The organism is Acinetobacter sp. AND/436 (genome assembly GCF_049546925.1).
Lineage (GTDB): Bacteria > Pseudomonadota > Gammaproteobacteria > Pseudomonadales > Moraxellaceae > Acinetobacter > Acinetobacter indicus.
Window position 1 is genome coordinate 1 of the sequence record NZ_JBMXBO010000023.1, and the last position, 16,530, is coordinate 16,530.

General features: G+C 45.5%; 19 protein-coding genes and 1 pseudogene. 3 read left to right on the plus strand and 17 right to left on the minus strand.

Annotated elements, in window-relative coordinates; translation table 11 throughout:
- Nucleotides 1-107: 107 nt before the first annotated feature.
- On the plus strand, nt 108-1,052 hold the full coding sequence (locus ACPEPR_RS13255; protein WP_286414691.1) for a tRNA dihydrouridine synthase: 945 nt from the start codon (nt 108-110) through the stop codon (nt 1,050-1,052).
- 82 nt (nt 1,053-1,134) lie between these two features.
- On the opposite strand, the gene ACPEPR_RS13260 is transcribed toward ACPEPR_RS13255, so the two are convergent.
- The 15 genes and pseudogenes from ACPEPR_RS13260 to acnD form a co-directional block, all read right to left on the minus strand.
- Entirely contained in the window at nt 1,135-1,539 is a 405-nt protein-coding gene (locus tag ACPEPR_RS13260; RefSeq protein WP_005175886.1) for an NUDIX hydrolase, read from the minus strand.
- Between the two features lie 78 nt (nt 1,540-1,617).
- Entirely contained in the window at nt 1,618-2,022 is a 405-nt protein-coding gene (locus ACPEPR_RS13265) for a GAF domain-containing protein (protein ID WP_228277919.1), read from the minus strand.
- A 180-nt stretch (nt 2,023-2,202) separates the two neighbouring features.
- Nucleotides 2,203-2,568: a 5-carboxymethyl-2-hydroxymuconate Delta-isomerase gene (locus tag ACPEPR_RS13270; RefSeq protein ID WP_016659848.1), complete on the minus strand. Its 366-nt coding sequence runs from the start codon at nt 2,566-2,568 to the stop codon at nt 2,203-2,205.
- 93 nt (nt 2,569-2,661) lie between these two features.
- The gene (locus ACPEPR_RS13275; protein ID WP_016659847.1) at nt 2,662-3,006 is read right to left on the minus strand and encodes a zinc ribbon domain-containing protein YjdM; all 345 of its coding nucleotides are present in this window, start codon (nt 3,004-3,006) and stop codon (nt 2,662-2,664) included.
- 110 nt (nt 3,007-3,116) lie between these two features.
- Nucleotides 3,117-3,473 (minus strand): DUF488 domain-containing protein, encoded by a 357-nt coding sequence (locus ACPEPR_RS13280; RefSeq protein ID WP_005175875.1) that lies wholly within the window; start codon nt 3,471-3,473, stop codon nt 3,117-3,119.
- Nucleotides 3,474-3,477: 4 nt separating this feature from the next.
- Nucleotides 3,478-3,924, minus strand: a pseudogene (locus ACPEPR_RS13285) (SRPBCC family protein).
- A gap of 133 nt (nt 3,925-4,057) precedes the next feature.
- Nucleotides 4,058-4,438 (minus strand): ribonuclease E inhibitor RraB, encoded by a 381-nt coding sequence (locus ACPEPR_RS13290; RefSeq protein ID WP_016659844.1) that lies wholly within the window; start codon nt 4,436-4,438, stop codon nt 4,058-4,060.
- A gap of 164 nt (nt 4,439-4,602) precedes the next feature.
- Nucleotides 4,603-5,268, minus strand: coding sequence for a pseudouridine synthase (locus ACPEPR_RS13295; RefSeq protein ID WP_016659843.1), 666 nt, complete (start codon nt 5,266-5,268; stop codon nt 4,603-4,605).
- A 533-nt stretch (nt 5,269-5,801) separates the two neighbouring features.
- Nucleotides 5,802-6,107 (minus strand): VOC family protein, encoded by a 306-nt coding sequence (locus ACPEPR_RS13300; RefSeq protein ID WP_278251963.1) that lies wholly within the window; start codon nt 6,105-6,107, stop codon nt 5,802-5,804.
- A 1-nt stretch (nt 6,108) separates the two neighbouring features.
- Nucleotides 6,109-6,198 carry a VOC family protein gene (locus ACPEPR_RS13305; protein ID WP_278251962.1) on the minus strand — a complete coding sequence of 30 codons (90 nt, stop codon included), beginning with the start codon at nt 6,196-6,198 and terminating at the stop codon, nt 6,109-6,111.
- A gap of 573 nt (nt 6,199-6,771) precedes the next feature.
- On the minus strand, nt 6,772-7,032 hold the full coding sequence (locus tag ACPEPR_RS13310) for a hypothetical protein (protein WP_423562534.1): 261 nt from the start codon (nt 7,030-7,032) through the stop codon (nt 6,772-6,774).
- Nucleotides 7,033-7,131: 99 nt separating this feature from the next.
- Nucleotides 7,132-7,353 (minus strand): hypothetical protein, encoded by a 222-nt coding sequence (locus ACPEPR_RS13315; protein ID WP_075167930.1) that lies wholly within the window; start codon nt 7,351-7,353, stop codon nt 7,132-7,134.
- A gap of 285 nt (nt 7,354-7,638) precedes the next feature.
- Nucleotides 7,639-7,782: a zinc ribbon-containing protein gene (locus tag ACPEPR_RS13320; RefSeq protein ID WP_075167893.1), complete on the minus strand. Its 144-nt coding sequence runs from the start codon at nt 7,780-7,782 to the stop codon at nt 7,639-7,641.
- A 247-nt stretch (nt 7,783-8,029) separates the two neighbouring features.
- Nucleotides 8,030-9,204, minus strand: a protein-coding gene (locus ACPEPR_RS13325; RefSeq protein ID WP_423562535.1) for an IS3 family transposase whose coding sequence is annotated in 2 segments (ribosomal slippage) — nt 8,030-8,970 and nt 8,970-9,204 — 1,176 coding nt in all. Because the reading frame shifts where the segments join, the coding sequence is not laid out codon by codon here.
- A gap of 339 nt (nt 9,205-9,543) precedes the next feature.
- Nucleotides 9,544-12,150: a Fe/S-dependent 2-methylisocitrate dehydratase AcnD gene (acnD, locus tag ACPEPR_RS13330; RefSeq protein WP_075175421.1), complete on the minus strand. Its 2,607-nt coding sequence runs from the start codon at nt 12,148-12,150 to the stop codon at nt 9,544-9,546.
- A gap of 254 nt (nt 12,151-12,404) precedes the next feature.
- Between acnD and ACPEPR_RS13335 the strand changes: the two genes are divergently transcribed.
- Entirely contained in the window at nt 12,405-13,130 is a 726-nt protein-coding gene (locus tag ACPEPR_RS13335) for a YgfZ/GcvT domain-containing protein (protein WP_168384074.1), read from the plus strand.
- A gap of 276 nt (nt 13,131-13,406) precedes the next feature.
- On the plus strand, nt 13,407-14,219 hold the full coding sequence (locus tag ACPEPR_RS13340) for a tetratricopeptide repeat protein (protein ID WP_423562536.1): 813 nt from the start codon (nt 13,407-13,409) through the stop codon (nt 14,217-14,219).
- Between the two features lie 58 nt (nt 14,220-14,277).
- Here the strand turns inward: ACPEPR_RS13340 and ACPEPR_RS13345 are convergent, their stop codons facing one another.
- Together ACPEPR_RS13345 and ACPEPR_RS13350 are read right to left on the minus strand one after the other, a co-directional pair.
- Entirely contained in the window at nt 14,278-15,213 is a 936-nt protein-coding gene (locus tag ACPEPR_RS13345; RefSeq protein WP_104471987.1) for an AEC family transporter, read from the minus strand.
- 59 nt (nt 15,214-15,272) lie between these two features.
- Nucleotides 15,273-16,397, minus strand: a complete 1,125-nt coding sequence (locus tag ACPEPR_RS13350) for an NADH:flavin oxidoreductase/NADH oxidase (protein WP_016659829.1) — start codon at nt 16,395-16,397, stop codon at nt 15,273-15,275.
- Nucleotides 16,398-16,530: the final 133 nt, after the last annotated feature.

A 16,530-nucleotide genomic window follows, 5' to 3' on the forward strand; every position in this document is an offset into this window, starting at 1 on the left:
ATAAAGGCTAAGCCTTATCTCGCTCTACAATACTTCAAAGACCTTTTCCTAGACATCTTGGTAAAAAAAACGTATAACACCGTTTTTCAAATTAACAGGTGAACGCGTTGAAACTTGTGCTTGCACCCATGGAAGGCTTAACCGATCCGATCATGCGTGATGTCCTCACGTCTGTCGGCAGCTTCGACTGGTGTGTGACTGAGTTTATTCGGGTCACCGACTCAATCCTGCCCGATCATATCTATCACAGCTATTGCCCGGAATTATTGAACGGCGGTAAAACTGCGGCTGGCACCCCAGTGCATGTGCAGTTTCTGGGCAACAACCCGGACATGCTAGCCGCTAATGCAGTCAAAGTTGCAGCCATGGGCGCACCAGCGATTGACCTGAACTTTGGCTGTCCGGCCAAAACCGTAAACCGTCATCGTGGCGGTTCGGTCCTGCTAGATGAACCGGAAGTGGTACATGAGCTGGTCAAAGCTGTGCGCGATGCCGTGCCGGCACATATTCCGGTTTCTGCCAAAATGCGCTTAGGCTATATGGATCGCAACTTCATGCTGGACAATGCCCATGCCATTGAAGATGCAGGCGCCTCCTGGGTCACGGTCCATGCGCGCACCAAAGCCGATGGTTATACCCCGCCGGCCTTTTGGGATCAGCTGGCCCCGATTCGTGAAGCCTTAAAGATTAATGTGATTGCCAATGGGGAAATCTGGACCAATGCCGATGCCAAACAATGCCAGTTAGAATCGGGCTGTGAAGATTTAATGATTGGTCGTGGTGCCGTCACCACCCCCGACCTCACTCAATGTATCCGCCAGAATTCTGATGCACCCTTACTGAGCTGGCCAGATTTGCTTGATTTACAAATTCGCTTTATTTACGGTCCGGCCAAAACCGAAATTGGTATGCTGGGGCGTTATAAACAATGGCTGGGCATGATGTCGAAACATTATCCAGAAGCCAAAGCGCTATGGGATGAGGTTAAACGCATCAAAAAGCTGGATGAAATTATTGCCACCCTACAAGCCTCGCAACACACGGCACTCTAAACCAAACATTGTCGCGGCTGTTTACAGGGCTTGTCTAACAACTGTTTGATCACTTTTGTGTAATCATCTTGCAAGCCGCAGTTTAAAAACTCCGGCTGATGACATTGCCCTGAAAATTCAGACAATCTTCTACCCGAGTCCGCTGAACCGGCGCCAGTTGCGCCAGATCAAACCAGCGATATTCGGCATGTTCATCGCTTAGCTGAATCTGTGCATCTTCCGGTACATGACAGCGAAAAATAAAAGCATGGGATTGCACCGCTGCATGAAAATACACACCCGACAAATACCCCACCTGCACCTGACAGCCAATTTCTTCCTGACATTCCCGAATTAAGGCCTCGTGGATGGTTTCCCCCATATCCAGCGCGCCACCCGGTAAGCCCCAGGCCTGATCGGCATAGGTAGCTTTAAGTAACAGCACCTGCTGCTGGGCATTACAAATTACCGCATGCGAACTTAAGCGATAAAAATCATGAAAGGCCAACGAACTGCTCTCCCCTAGTTTTAAACGATAACCTAACGGCCAGATGCAAACAGCCGTATGTGGACAAGGATGCAATCATTAGGAATCTGTCACCACGGCCTGACTTAAATCGGCCTGGCCCAAACGCTGGATTTCCTCCAGCTTCTGTTTGCGTAATCGCTCACTGCTTAAGGTCTCCTGTAAATCCAGCGCCAGTGCTTTCAGCAAATCCAGATCTTCTTCAGACATCTGCCGCACCTGCTTGTCCAGAATACATAAGCTGCCTATGGCCAGCCCCTGTTTGCTTTGAATTGGCACCCCGGCATAAAAACGGATTTTCTGTCTGGCCAGATGAGGATACTGCCGGAAGCGTGGATCACGCTGAATATCTTCAATATCCCGCTTGACCCAACTGGCGGCAGATTTTTCCGGCTTCCAGTGATGGGGACGCGGCGGCTTCGCTTCGGGCTGGAGCAGACCCGGTTTATTGTTCTGTTTTCGCATGGCTGGGCACATCCTGTTGCTCTTTATTTATTATTTACGAGCTTCGGCTCTTTATTTCAAATAGATTCCTGTAAAAAAACGCCTAATTTCAGCAAGAAACAGCACAGAAGATGAAGATGGGAAAGTATTGAAAGCAGCAAAATGCCACATACACAACTGTGCCATTGCAAGGGAAAAATATTAAGGATGAATGATGGCTTTGCTGTAAATATCCGGGTCCATTTCCAGAATTTCGACACACAGTTGCAACGTCAATTCATTCTGTGGCGGTAGATAATCCTGCAACACCTCCAGCACGGTCCGGGAAATTTCCTGCTTTAGGGCGGTACTACGGCCTTTTAAAATCGAGATTTTGGCATGCACATAGGCCTGTGCGCTTTCATCCAGTCCAATCACATAGTCCTGCTGGCAGATGGCGCGACTTTTAATATCAGAGGCATTACCAAACAGGCCATTCTCGACCAGCGTCCGGTTGATACGACTGAGCAAAGGCTTCATTTCAAGCGCCTGCAGCTGATCTGAATATTCAAGATGGATATGTGGCATCAGCCTTCTCCCGATATGGTGCAGATGTGATCTTAAAAATTCAGGGTTTTACCCTGCTTCAAAGCAAGATAAAACCCAAGAGAAACAGTGCGATTATGCTTTTTTCACATATTCCGATTTCAGTTTAATTGCGCCAATACCATCTACTTTACAGTCAATATCATGACCATCTGATGCTTCTGGCAATAGGCGGATATTTTTCACTTTGGTACCCACTTTCACCACAGAAGATGAACCTTTAATTTTCAGGTCTTTAATCACCGTCACGGTATCGCCATCGGCCAGTACATTACCATTGGCATCTTTAATGATGGCGCCGGCCTCGGCTTCTGCCTGCTCCCCTTCTTTCCATTCATGTGCGCATTCAGGACAAATCAGCAAGTCACCATCTTGATAGGTATATTCGGACTGGCATTTTGGGCAATTCGGTAAAGACATAAAAACCTCGAAACGAGCAAAATAAAAAATATAAAGGTCTACTATAACATTTATATTTTTCATCACGTTAAAATCCCTAACCGGTTTAGGGATTAATAACAATATTTGTGTTATTTGCCCGGGTGTTCCAGCAGCTGTTTAAACACCTGCAAATGATTATGCTGTTCGTTTTCTGCTGCGGTTAACAGGGTAATTGGTCCCTTCTGCGCCAGTTGCCGGATTTCCTCCACCGCGTCCAAATGCTGCTGCAACTCTTGCCGATAACGCTGCTGAAACTCGGGCCAGTGCCGCTCAGTATCTTCATGGAACCATTTACGCAGTTCGGTCGAGGGGGTTAAATCCTTCGGCCACAGGTCAATCTGGGCATCGGCTTTTTTGATCCCGCGCGGCCAGATCCGGTCCAGCAGAATCCGGGTACCGTCCTGCTTGCTTACAGCCTGATAAATACGTTTGGTAGCAATGGGCATGGTTTTACTCATCCGGAATGTCAGGGGTCACCAGCAGGCTGAGTAAATCCAGACATTCCTGCCAGCCCAAATAACAGCCATCGACGGGAATGGCATCGGGCAGATTGTCCTGCTAAATCCAGACTTCGGTTCCGACCGATACCGCCTTAAACTCAATTGTGACCTGAATCAGTCCGGGTAAATCTGGGCTATCAAACTCATCCTGATAACGCAGTCGCTGCTCGGGAATCACTTCCAGATACTGCCCGTGAAAACCGTGGCATTTGCCCGTGCTCAAATTACAAAAGGCAATTTTATATTGACCGTTGACCACGGGTTCAAACTGTTCAATCTGCACGGTAAAGCCATGTGGTGCCATCCATTTGACCAGGGCATGCGGATCGACAAAGGCCCGATATACCCGTGATAACGGCGCCTGAAATATACGGTGTAACTGTACGCTGTGTTGCATGACGTCACCTGTTTACAGCGAATAATTTTCAGTCTACGCCTTCTGCCTTGGGCCTGTGTATGACTTTGGTTGAAGCGAGCGTAAAGCAAAAAAGCATGCGCTCCGGCATGCTTTTTTGTACTAGAAAATGGGGTTAAACCGGATAGTTTTCTTCTTCGTCTTCATCATCATAGACATAGGCCATGCAGCCCCAGCCATCATATTCACCCTGGAACTGGTTGGCGATTTTGGTGAACCATTCTTCCAAGTCGACAATATCGGCATAGGCCGGTTCCATATAAACATAAATGGTAATAATCCATTCGGTCACACCAGAATCATCATCCTGAAATAAAGAGATTTTTTGTTCTTCATTTAACAGAAATAAGGCACAACGTTCAGCCTGTTCCTGGTCGGTAAAGGCAATTGAATATTCAATTTCATGTGCCTCGTCCAGATCATCACCATCTTCATGCATTTGCCAAAGTACGTTGCCGTTGTCGTCATCTGGAAATTGTTCATAATCGCGTGACATCGTTTTGTCCTTGTTCTGTGTTGTTGTTCTACTGGTCAGCTTACCCTAATTTTGTTGCAGTTCCGAGATAGAGCGCTTAATTTTTTTCTGTTCTATCATCCTGATCTCTATCCGGATCGGCAATCCCCTGTTTTGGGGGGCGCACTCAAAATCAGATCAACTGCTTAAAACGGTACCTGTCCATGAATTTCAACCGCGGCACCGCTTAAAGGCTGAGTAAAAGCCAGATAACTGGCATGCAAGGCCATGCGTTTTAGGGGACTGCGTGCAGGTTCTGGATGATACAGCTTATCGCCGGTAATTGGATGGCCGATATACTGCATATGCACGCGCAGCTGGTGTGAACGCCCGGTAATTGGAGTCAGCAATACCCGGCTGATATCTGTCTCTGCATTATAGTCCAGTCCCTGATATAAAGTCTGTGCCGGCTTACCCAGTTCAAAATGCACCATCTGACGCGGCCGGTTTTCCCAGTCAGTAATTAAGGGCACTTCGACTTTGCCCTCACCGTCGAGTTTGCCCTGTACCAGGGCAATATAGTGCTTGGTCACGGTGCGCGCCTGAAACATTTTACTCACCGCTACTTCTGCATCACGATGTTTGGCAAACATCAGAATACCCGAGGTGGCCATATCTAAACGATGGGTAATTTTGGCCTGTGGATAGCGCGCCAACACGCGTAAATAGGCACTGTCCTGATGCTCCGGCAACCGCCCCGGCACCGACAGCAAACCTGCTGGCTTTTCAATCACCACCAGATCATCATCTTCATAGACCAGGACCAGAGGCTCTTGCGGCGGGCAATATACAAAGTTGTCGTTTAAAGGCATGACGGTACGGCCTGGGAGTCGAAAGCGGGCAAAATATCAAGCGGCCAATCTGCTGTCAATCTATTGAGAAGATAGATATTTAATCGGGAAGCTACTGGAGAGAAATAGTTTTTATTCTCTGGTTTTTCGAGTTTGATTTTTATAGTTTGTTGTTCTGGTCATGCACGGAATTTTTAGGGTGTCAGGGAAAACTTGCTGTTTACTTCAACTATCATCACGTTGTACGTCATGATCTTATAGCCTATAAACTTCTAATCTATAGCGTCCTAAGCCGAATCGAGACCTTTTGGGTGAGTACTGCACTCGCGTTTTGCGCCGCTGACAGCATGCTACTCTTTTCGATCCCGTCACACCCTTGAGAGATATAGTAGTCAAAGCCTGCCGAAATTGTTTTCCGAAGATCAGTCAATTTAAAATATTTTCAGGAAATTTTCCCTAATAAAGCTTAATCACAAGAAATTTTTATACACTAGGTTAAATTCTTCATTTTATTTTGCAGAAAATGGCGATTTTAAGAGAATTTATCTAAGTGATTATGATGACTCAGGCAGCGGCTGCATCAGTTGAATTAAATTACCGCAGCCATCTTCCAGCACGGCAATTTTCACATTGCCAGCCAGCATCGGTGCTTGAGTAAAAACCACACCTAGCGCGAGTAAACGCTGATATTCTGCCTCAAGATCGTTGACCTGAAATGAGGTATAAGCAATACCATCTGCCTTGATGGCGGCTTTAAAGGCTTTCGCTGCGGGATGCACATCTGGTTCTAGCGACAGTTCTACACCATCTGGCTGCTCGGGAGAAACCAGCGTCAGCCAGCGATACTCACACCGGCACATCCTATTTTAGCTGAAAACCGAGTATCTGGGTATAAAACTGCAAGGCTTTTTCCTGATCATCGAGCATAAGACTGGTGACATAAATTTTCATTGTTCTGCTCGGTAGTTTTTATTTTTATAGCATAGCTGCTTTCAGTACCCTGTAAGATTCTGGCAAATAAAGTTGCGATAACTGAAAGGAAAATGAAGGTGATTTGAATGAATGCAGTGAGAGAAAAAATAAACAGGTTTATAAGAATGGAGATGTTGAATTTTTTATTTTTAAGGGAGCGGGAAATACTTCAACTATTAAAACTTGGTAAGTTCTAACTTTTTGCCTATAAACTTCTGATCTATAGCGTCCTAAGCCGAATCGAGACCTTGTGGGTAAGTACTACACGCACGTGATACGTTACTGGTAGCAATCTACTCTTTTCGATCCCCTTTCACCCTTGAGCAATAGAATAGTCAAAAGCGGATGGGATTGTTTTCCTAAGCTACGGCGTTTTTTCATCTTTTTGATAATTTTTCTCACATCAAACGGTTTAGATAGAATTTTTTATTTTCAAGCTGCCATAATCATGATTCTTTTTCATGATTCCGTATTTTTCTGGAATATTCAGGCATAGATTATTCTGCCCGGTTCAGGACATTGCAGATCTTTAATCGTGAGGTATCGAGCTGTTTAAAATAAATGTCCTTGAGTGAGCTGGGCGCTAAACCACCAGCCACTTAAGGCTGACATGCCACAGAGCAAATTGGCCAAGACTTTATTCAGTTTAGATAAGGTCGATTGATAAATTTTGATATTCAGCATGTAAGCCAGCACGGCATAAACCACCCCAATGGCACCACCAAACAGCACCAGCAGTAACGGCCAACCCGCCAGCAGATGCGCCTTGACCGGCAATTGAGTATAAGAATCGGCAGCTTGAGAGTTTGACATGGCTTTGCTCCTGATGATTTTTCTTTAAAACCAGCATCCACCCGAAAGTGGATGTGGCGCTCCTAGGAAGCATCATGAAGCAAAAAACAGGCCAGTTATTTATTTTAAATACAGCCAGCGAGTATAACGGTTGATATAGGCATTCAGCCCATCGCCATATTGGGCCAGCTGTTTCATATTCTCGACATGCTGCACACCGGCGCTGGCATAGCTATAAGTATAGACCCTGCTATTTTTACGGAACTGAACCCGAATAAACTCGTGACCAATTTCATAATTGGCCACACCAGAGTCATGGTTAAGGTCAAGATAATGTTGCAAAGACTGCACCTGAAATATGCTATATGTCTTATTCAATATGGGGGTTAATGACTATTTTTTAAACAGATTTAAGTAATAAACACCCAAATTTTTATTATTCATTTTCACTAAGATACAGCCTTAAACCTACTCAATTTTATCTTGATTTTGTGCTTTCTTTTTGTAGGGCTTCAACTGTTCTAACACCCTGAAAATTCAGAATATTTTTATTGATCCCATTAAAAAGCCCTATCGTGTGATAGGGCTTTCATTCAAAACAGAGGGTAACTGTTTGAGTGCTGTTGCTTAGGCATTCTTATTGTTAAATTGATTGCCTTGGCATTTGGTACACGGGGGTAAACGGTCTGTACCAATTTCTAAGTAAACGCGATGTCCGCATTGGACACAAAAATAGAAGCCTGTTCCTGGCTTGTCGCCTGCAGTTACCATCTTTGTTCTCCGTATGATTTAGAAATGGTCTATTCAGTATAACCAATCTGTGATGATTGTCTATTGTCCATTTCGACGAGTGATGATGGCGTTTGGGCGAAGGATAATTTTGATAGAAAATTAAGCTGGCTTTATAGAAATTTAATAAGAAATTTTTCCAATTTGAGTTGTAGATGCTAATTAATTTGGTATTAAATCCCGCAATCAGGAAAAGATTTTTTATTCTTATTTAATTTTTAAAATGATCCTAGACAGTATTGTGGACAGTCGGTCCCTCTAAACTCTTAAAATGTTTCTGTTCAAATGCTTCTGGGCTTAACCAGCCGTTTGCGGAATGCCTTCTGACTCGATTGTAATAAATTTCAATATAGTCAAACAAGACAGCATTCGCTTCTTTTCGAGTCGAAAACACACTGCCATGTACCACATGACCTTTTAATGTATGAAAGAAGCTTTCAGTCACTGCATTATCCCAACAGTTCCCCCTGCGTGACATACTTTGAATACAGTTATTCGTTAATAATAGCACCCTAAAATCACGACTACAGTACTGTGAGCCTGAGAAGCACTGCTTCGCAAGGGAATGCACCATGACACCCGTTGGATAACCCTGACGAGCCATTGCACAATTAAATGCATCACACACCAATTGACGGTCTATTCGATGGCTGGTTTGCCAACCCACAATACGACGACTAAATAGATCCAGCATCACACATAAATACAGCCAACCTTGCGTGGTACGGATGTAGGTAATATCCGTTGTCCAAACCTTGTTAGGCTGAATGACTGTAAATTGACGCTCCAACAGATTTGGTGCTGTAAGCAAACGATGGTTTGAATCTGTCGTATGCTTGTATTTACGTGCAATCCTGCTACGTAAACCAAGCTTTTTAAGCATTCTTCCAACGGTTCGTTCGCTCATGCTGTAACCTAAATCATGCATGTCATGTACCAATGAAGGTGCACCCAATCGTGCATGATGCTGCCAATATACGGCTTTTAAATCATTATATTTTTGCGCTGTATTGGCCTGGCGTTTTCGCCAGGCATAATAGTCTGAAGTGCTGACACCCAGGCATTTACAGACAGAAGATACAGTGACTCCATTCACAGCTAGATCTTGAATTACCGTGCACTTTTCTTGGAATGATCTGTCAGAAAGTACACATGCGCTTTTTTTAAGATGTCATTGGCTTCCCTGAGCTGTTTGACTTCTTTCTCTAATTCCAAGATCCGCTGTTGTTCTGGTGAAAGTTGACGTTTGCTTGAACCTGCCGGATTGGTTTCACGAATCCATTTATCTAATGTTGAATAACCCACACCTAATTTCTGGGCGATTGCAGCTACAGACTCGTGTGAGTTTGAAAGTGCATAATCAATTGCTTGCTGTTTAAATTCAGGACTAAAACGTTTGGCCATTTCTTGTATCTCCAAAGTTAACGTTACGTTATCTTTAGAGGGAAGTACTGTCCATTATTTTGGCTAGGATCATAATTTATTTTAAATAATGAATAGGGAATCAGCCTTAATATCGACCACTGGACGTATGACAGAAGTCCACTTTTTAATTCAATCTTAAAACCTCCTTCGAATCTTCTCTGTAAGCACCAATAAAAAACGCCCCAATGTACATTAGAGCGTTTTTAAACAATTTCAATAACTTTAATCTCCCCCTAACCCTGAGCCATACATGGCATAAGAAAAAAAGAGAAACTCCCTCCTTTCTTAAAGGAGGGTTGGGGAGGATTCATTTAATAATTAAGCCACATTCCCTTCCAAGAAGTCCTGCGCAAAGCGTTGCAATACACCGCCCGCCTCATATACAGATACTTCTTCTTCGGTATCTAAACGACAGGTTACTGGCACTTCCAGAATCTGATTTTTACCATCAGCGGTGGAACGCTCAATCACCAAAGTCAACGTCGAACGTGGCGCGATATTACCAATCACGCTATAAAGCTCAGTACCATCCAAACCTAGAGTTTTACGGTCTGTGCCCGGCTTAAACTCAAGCGGCAATACACCCATCCCAACCAGGTTAGTTCGGTGAATACGCTCAAAACCTTCTGCCACAATCGCTTCAACACCAGCAAGGCGTACACCTTTAGCCGCCCAGTCACGGCTTGAGCCTTGGCCGTAGTCTTTACCGGCAACAATAATCAGCGGCTGTTTACGATTCATGTAGGTTTCAATCGCTTCCCACATCCGCATTACTTCACCTTCAGGCTCGACACGCGCTTTGGAACCTTGCTTAATGGTACCGTCAGAACGTACCACCATTTCATTAAACAATTTCGGGTTGGCCAGCGTTGCACGTTGTGCCGTCAAGTGATCACCGCGGTGGGTGGCATAGGAGTTGAAATCTTCCTCAGGCAAGCCCATTTTCGCCAGATATTCACCTGCCGCCGAATCCAGAATAATTGCATTCGATGGAGATAAATGATCGGTGGTGATGTTATCGCCCAAAATTGCCAGCGGACGCATATTGGCCAAAGTACGCGGTGCAGCCAGCGCGCCTTCCCAATATGGTGGACGGCGAATATAAGTACTTTGCGGACGCCAGTCATACAGCGGACTTGCCGCCTGCTCCACTTCACCCAAGTCAAACATTGGAATATAAACTTTCTGGAACTGCTCAGGCTTCACCGAAGTTTTGACTAACGCATCAATTTCTTCATCCGACGGCCAGATGTCTTTCAGATAAATTGGATTACCATTCTGGTCGGTGCCCAACGCATCTTTTTCGATGTCAAAACGAATGGTTCCGGCAATCGCATACGCCACAACCAATGGTGGAGATGCGAGGAAAGCCTGTTTCGCATAAGGATGAATACGACCATCAAAGTTACGGTTGCCCGACAGCACCGCAGTCGCATACAGGTCACGGTCAATAATTTCTTGCTGAATCTTTGGATCAAGCGCGCCTGACATCCCGTTACAAGTGGTACAAGCATAAGCGACGATACCAAAGCCGAGTTTTTCTAAATCTTTCAGTACACCCGCTTCTTCCAAATACAATGCAGCTGCTTTAGACCCCGGTGCAAAAGATGATTTCACCCACGGTTTACGCACAAGACCGAGCTCATTGGCTTTACGTGCCAGCAAACCTGCCGCAACGGTATTACGTGGGTTTGAGGTATTGGTACATGAGGTAATCGCGGCAATGATAATGGCACCATCTGGCATCAAACCATCGGTACGCTGTTCAACAACACCGGCAATACCTTTTTCTTTTAAGTCACTTGTGGATACACGTGCATGTGGGTTCGACGGCCCTGCAATATTACGGGTTACGGTTGATAAGTCGAAACGCAGCACACGTGGATATTCCGCCTGTGTCATGTCGCTTGCCCAAAGCCCAATTTCTTTGGCATAGGTTTCAACCAGTTTGACTTGTTCAGGCTCACGACCAGTCAAAGTCAAATAATCAATGGTGTTCTGATCAATGTAGAACATCGCCGCGGTTGCGCCATATTCAGGGGTCATGTTGGAGATGGTGGCACGATCACCCACTGACATGCTGTCCGCACCTTCACCAAAGAACTCTAAATAGGCACCGACCACACGTTCTTTACGCAGGAATTCAGTTAACGCCAAGACGATATCTGTTGCAGTAATGCCCGGCTGACGCTGACCAACCAATTCCACCCCAATAATGTCCGGCAGACGCATCCAAGAAGCACGGCCAAGCATCACGTTTTCAGCTTCAAGACCACCCACACCGACTGAAATCACGCCTAGCGCATCGGTATGCGGGGTATGCGAGTCTGTACCCACGCAGGTATCCGGGAATGCTACGCCATCACGGTTTTGAATTACCGGTGACATTTTTTCCAGGTTAATTTGATGCATGATGCCGTTGCCTGCCGGAATCACATCGACATTTTTAAAGGCTGTTTTGGTCCATTCAATAAAATGGAAACGGTCTTCATTACGACGGTCTTCGACTGCACGGTTTTTCTCAAATGCATCCGGATCAAATCCACCGTATTCCACCGCCAGTGAGTGATCGACAATCAGCTGGGTTGGCACCACCGGATTGACTTTGGATGGATCACCGCCCTGATCGGCAATGGCATCACGCAGACCGGCAAGATCGACCAGTGCCGTTTGCCCCAAAATATCATGACAGACTACACGTGCTGGATACCATGGAAAATCATGCTCCTGCTTGCGTTCAATCAGCTGGCGTAAGGACTGCTCTAAAATGGCTGGATCACAACGACGCACCAACTGCTCGGCCAGCACTTTGGAGGTATAAGGAAGTTTGGCATATGCGCCTGGCTGAATATCTTCAACGGCTTGTCGCACATCATAATATTCTAGCGGGGTGCCTTGCAGCGGTTTACGGTAGTTGTTATTCATAGCGTACCTGCCTTGTTCTGACTTCTTCTTTCAAAGTTTTGTTGTTTAACATTCATGCTGCTTGGCATTGTACGCTGCCCGAAGCCTATTTCCCAAATTTCATATATTTCATAAACTTAAGTTAAAAAAGATACATTTTTGAAAAATTTGGTTACATCTAGTAGAAAATTCTGGCCAGAAATATGATTTTTTTTGAAAAATAGCGCAAAATTAACCTCATTCTTTAGTATTAGATACGGTTTCGAGATTAGAACATGAGTAATCTGACTTTCTCTGCATTCACTTTAAACGGTGTAGATGCGCAAAAATTCTTACAAGGTCAAGTCACGGTAGATGTCGAAAAACTGCCGCAAACCGAAACCCGTTATACTGCAATTTGTAGTCTGAAAGGCCGTATTCTGTTTGGTTTATGGCTGACCAAACAGAATGCTGAACAGTTTGAAATTGTAGTAACGGCCGATCAAGCTGAAGACTTTGCCAAACACATTAAAAAGTTTGGTGCTTTCTCGAAAATGAAACTGGAAGAAGCCGGTCAGGTTTATCCGGTCGTAAACGGTCTAAACACCCAGTTCACAAGTACTGAACAGGATATTCAAGCATGGCAATTAAAGGCGCTTGAAAGTGGTCAGGCCTGGATTCAGGCCAGCACCGCGGAACTCTTCCAGCCACAGGAACTGCGTTTGCATCAGCGTGAAGGCATTCATTATGACAAAGGCTGTTATTTGGGTCAGGAAGTGATTGCCCGTTTATGGTTTAAAGCCAAGCCAAAACACTGGCTGCATCTGATTCAAGGTACAGGCGATGCTCCGGCTGTCGCCAGCAAACTGAACAATGATGTAGAGGTGGTGAATAGCCTGGCCATTGATGGCGGTTATAAAGCTTTGGTGGTGGCCAAACCGGATGCCTTAACCGAGCTAGATGTAACAGTTCTGGATTTACCTGAAGCTTTAAGCGGTGATGTGGCGCGGCCGCAAAATTAAGCGTGTCACTAGCAGATCTATGAAAAACAGCCCAAGTGACACGTGTAACTTGGGTTGTTTTTTTATCCGTCAAAAAAACGAGACTGATTTACAAATTGAAGCAATCCTTAAATTCAGGATTTTTTTATTATTGTTCCTACGTGGTTTGAAAAAATTACCGGATTCCGATACATCTATATTTACATTCTTTGATTTCATCTTATGATGATGAGTGACAATTTATTCCCCACACATAAATGGAATTATGTGGTCATTGATACAAGGTTTTATACAACGATGAAAAAACTGATTTTGGCAAGTCTGGTTGCCCTTTCGACACAATTTACCCTCGCCAACAGCAATAACAGTATTCCGACCGATCCGGCTTTCGCCAAAATTGAAGCCATGGTCAAAGCCAACAACCTGAGCGGTGCCTATCAGGAATTAGACAAACTGGCCAAAACCGGTAATCCGCAAGCGATTTATAATCTGGGTTATTTGACCCAAACCGGCCAAGGTACGGCCAAAAATGAAAAGAAAGCCATCGAGCTATATGAGCAGGCCGCGAAAAAAGGCTATCCGGTGGCGAATTATGTACTCGGTAAAAACCATCTGACCGGCACTTTGGGTCTAAAACAGGATACCAATAAAGCCAAACAGTATCTGCAAAAAGCTTCATCACAAGGCTTTCATGATGCCACCATTGATTTAGCGGTGGTGTATTTCTCTGAAAACAAAGCCGATTCAGATAAAAAAGGCCTGCAATTACTGGAACCCCTTATTAAAAAAGGCAACAATCAGGCCATTCATGCCAAAGCCTTATATGACATTAGCCTGGGCTTTAAAAACAAAAATGAAGCACCCATTCAGCAAGGCTTAAAGAGCATTCAGGATTTAGCACAAAAAGGCTATATTCCAGCGCTGATGGCGGTTGGCAATATGTTTACCAATGGCAACATCGTGCCGCAAAACCTGCCGGAAGCGAAAAAGATTTTCTCTGCCCTAGCCAAGGAAAATGTCCCGCAAGCCAAAGAATTGCTGGCTGTGGTGGACAAGATGATTGCCGATCAAGCCAAGAATCCACCAAAAGCAGCAGCCAAGAAAAGCTAATGCGGCTGACCGAAAAAAGCCCGATGACCGGGCTTTTTTATTTGGGATACATAAAGATTTAAAGAAAATGCGATGACTGACTTAACCAGAAAGCCACTCCGATTAAACCCAGGACCGTACTCATAATTAAAGGCTGGAGTGCCTGTTCATTCAGGCCATAATTCTGGCCAAAAATCCCAAAGGCCACAGGCATCGGCAATGCCGCCAGCAACGTACCAACAAACAGCATTTCTGAGCTGACATTGGGCAAACTCCACAACAAGGTGAAAATAACCAGCGGCATCAGCAGGACTTTCATCCCGACCAGCAGCACACTTTGCAGATTGACCGAATGCAGGCGCATTCCGACCAGACTGCCGCCAATCACAAATAAAGCCAACGGCGATGCAGTTTTGCCGAGCATCTCCAGAATCTGATTGATGCTGTCCGGTAGTTTTAAATTGAGCAAGACACAGGCCATCCCGGCAATAATCGACAGAATCACCGGATTTTTTAGCAGACTTTTTAAGGTCTTCAGATATAACGTCGAAAGATGATGGTTTTGCTTTTGCAAACCGGCTTCGGCCAGAAACAGCACCATCGCCACAATAATCAGGTTTTCAATAATTAGAGTTAATGACAGATAAATGGCGGAATGACTGCCAATCAGCAGGGTTAAAATAGCCGTGCCAATAAAGCCGGTATTGGACATCGACGCGCCCATCGACAGCACACTGGCGTGGGTCAGGCTATGCCGGAAATAGGTTTTATAAATGACTAACGCCAGAAAAAACAGGATCAGCGAGCCCAGTCCATAACCAATAAAATAACCCGGATGCCAGATTTCAGCCAGATCTTTACTGGCCAGGGCATACAGTAAAAAGGCTGGCAGTGAAACCTTCATCACAAACTGGCTCAGGGCCTGAATATGCGTGGCCGCCAGAAAATTGGTACGTACGCTGCTATAGCCCAGCGCCAGTACTGCCACCAAGGGCAGTAAAATATTCAGCAACAAAAGTGCCTTCCTTCTCTAGAGCGAGATCTAAAACGCATCATCCCTGATGCTGCTGTTGCTTATTCCTGAACAGGAAATGGATGGAACAAATCTTTTAAACCATGCGGCTGACAGCGCAAGTATTGCGGCGCGATGGCAATCTGCCCGCCCAGTTCAGCAGCGGCATGCCACGGCCAACGTGGATCATAAAGCATCGCTCGTGCCAGTCCAATGGCATCTGCATACTGATTTTGCAGAATTTCTTCAGCCTGTACCGCTTCGGTAATCAGGCCCACAGAAATCACCGGAATACGATGTACCGCCTGTTTAATGGCATGGGCAAAAGGCACCTGATAGCTTGGCCCGATCTCGATACTCTGCTGGGCATGCAGACCGGCACTAGACACATGAATATAAGCCGCACCCAACTGTTCCAGCGCTTTGGCCACCCCAACCGTAGACTGGATATTCCAGCCGCCCTGCGCATCCATCCAGTCGGTAGCAGACAGACGCACCCCAATCGGATAACCTTCTGGCACCACCTGCTTCATGGCCTGGAATACCTCCAGAGTTAAACGGATCCGGTTTTCAAAGCTGCCGCCATATTCATCATCGCGGACATTGGATAATGGCGACATAAACTGATGCAGCAAATAGCCATGGGCAGCATGAATTTCAATTAAATCAAAGCCGGCATCCACTGCACGTACCGCAGCACTGGCAAAGTCAGCAATTACCTGTTCAATTTCATTCAGACTTAGTGCATGGGGGGCATGATCGGTCGGGTTAAACGGCAAATTACTGGCCGATACGGTTTGCCAGCCCTGGGCATGATCCGGCGCAAACTGGTCTTTGCCCAGCCACGGTTTATCTGTAGATGCCTTACGTCCGGCATGTGCCAGCTGCACCGCAAATGGCATTGGTGACAAGGTTTTGACTTTGGCCAGCAAGGCTTTCATCTGCGCACGCTGCAAATCATTCCACAGGCCTAAATCGGCATAGCTGATCCGCCCTTCTGGCTGCACCGCCGTGGCTTCAATAATACATAAACCGGCACCCGACAAGGCATAGTTAGCCCATTGCTGCTCATGCCAATAGCTGAGCTCGCCTTTATCATTGGCCGAATATTGGCACATGGGGGCAATAATAATTCTGTTGTCTAATTCAAGCGTGCCAAAATGGATAGGTTCAAATAATAATGCCATGGGGCGATCCTGCCTTATGATTTTCATGAAAATTATTCTAACCGAGATAAACGGCCGAATTGGCTAAAAGCTGTTTATTTTTACCGCTTTATGTAACCGAATTAAACTGTGGCGTTGATCAAAATACGCTGCG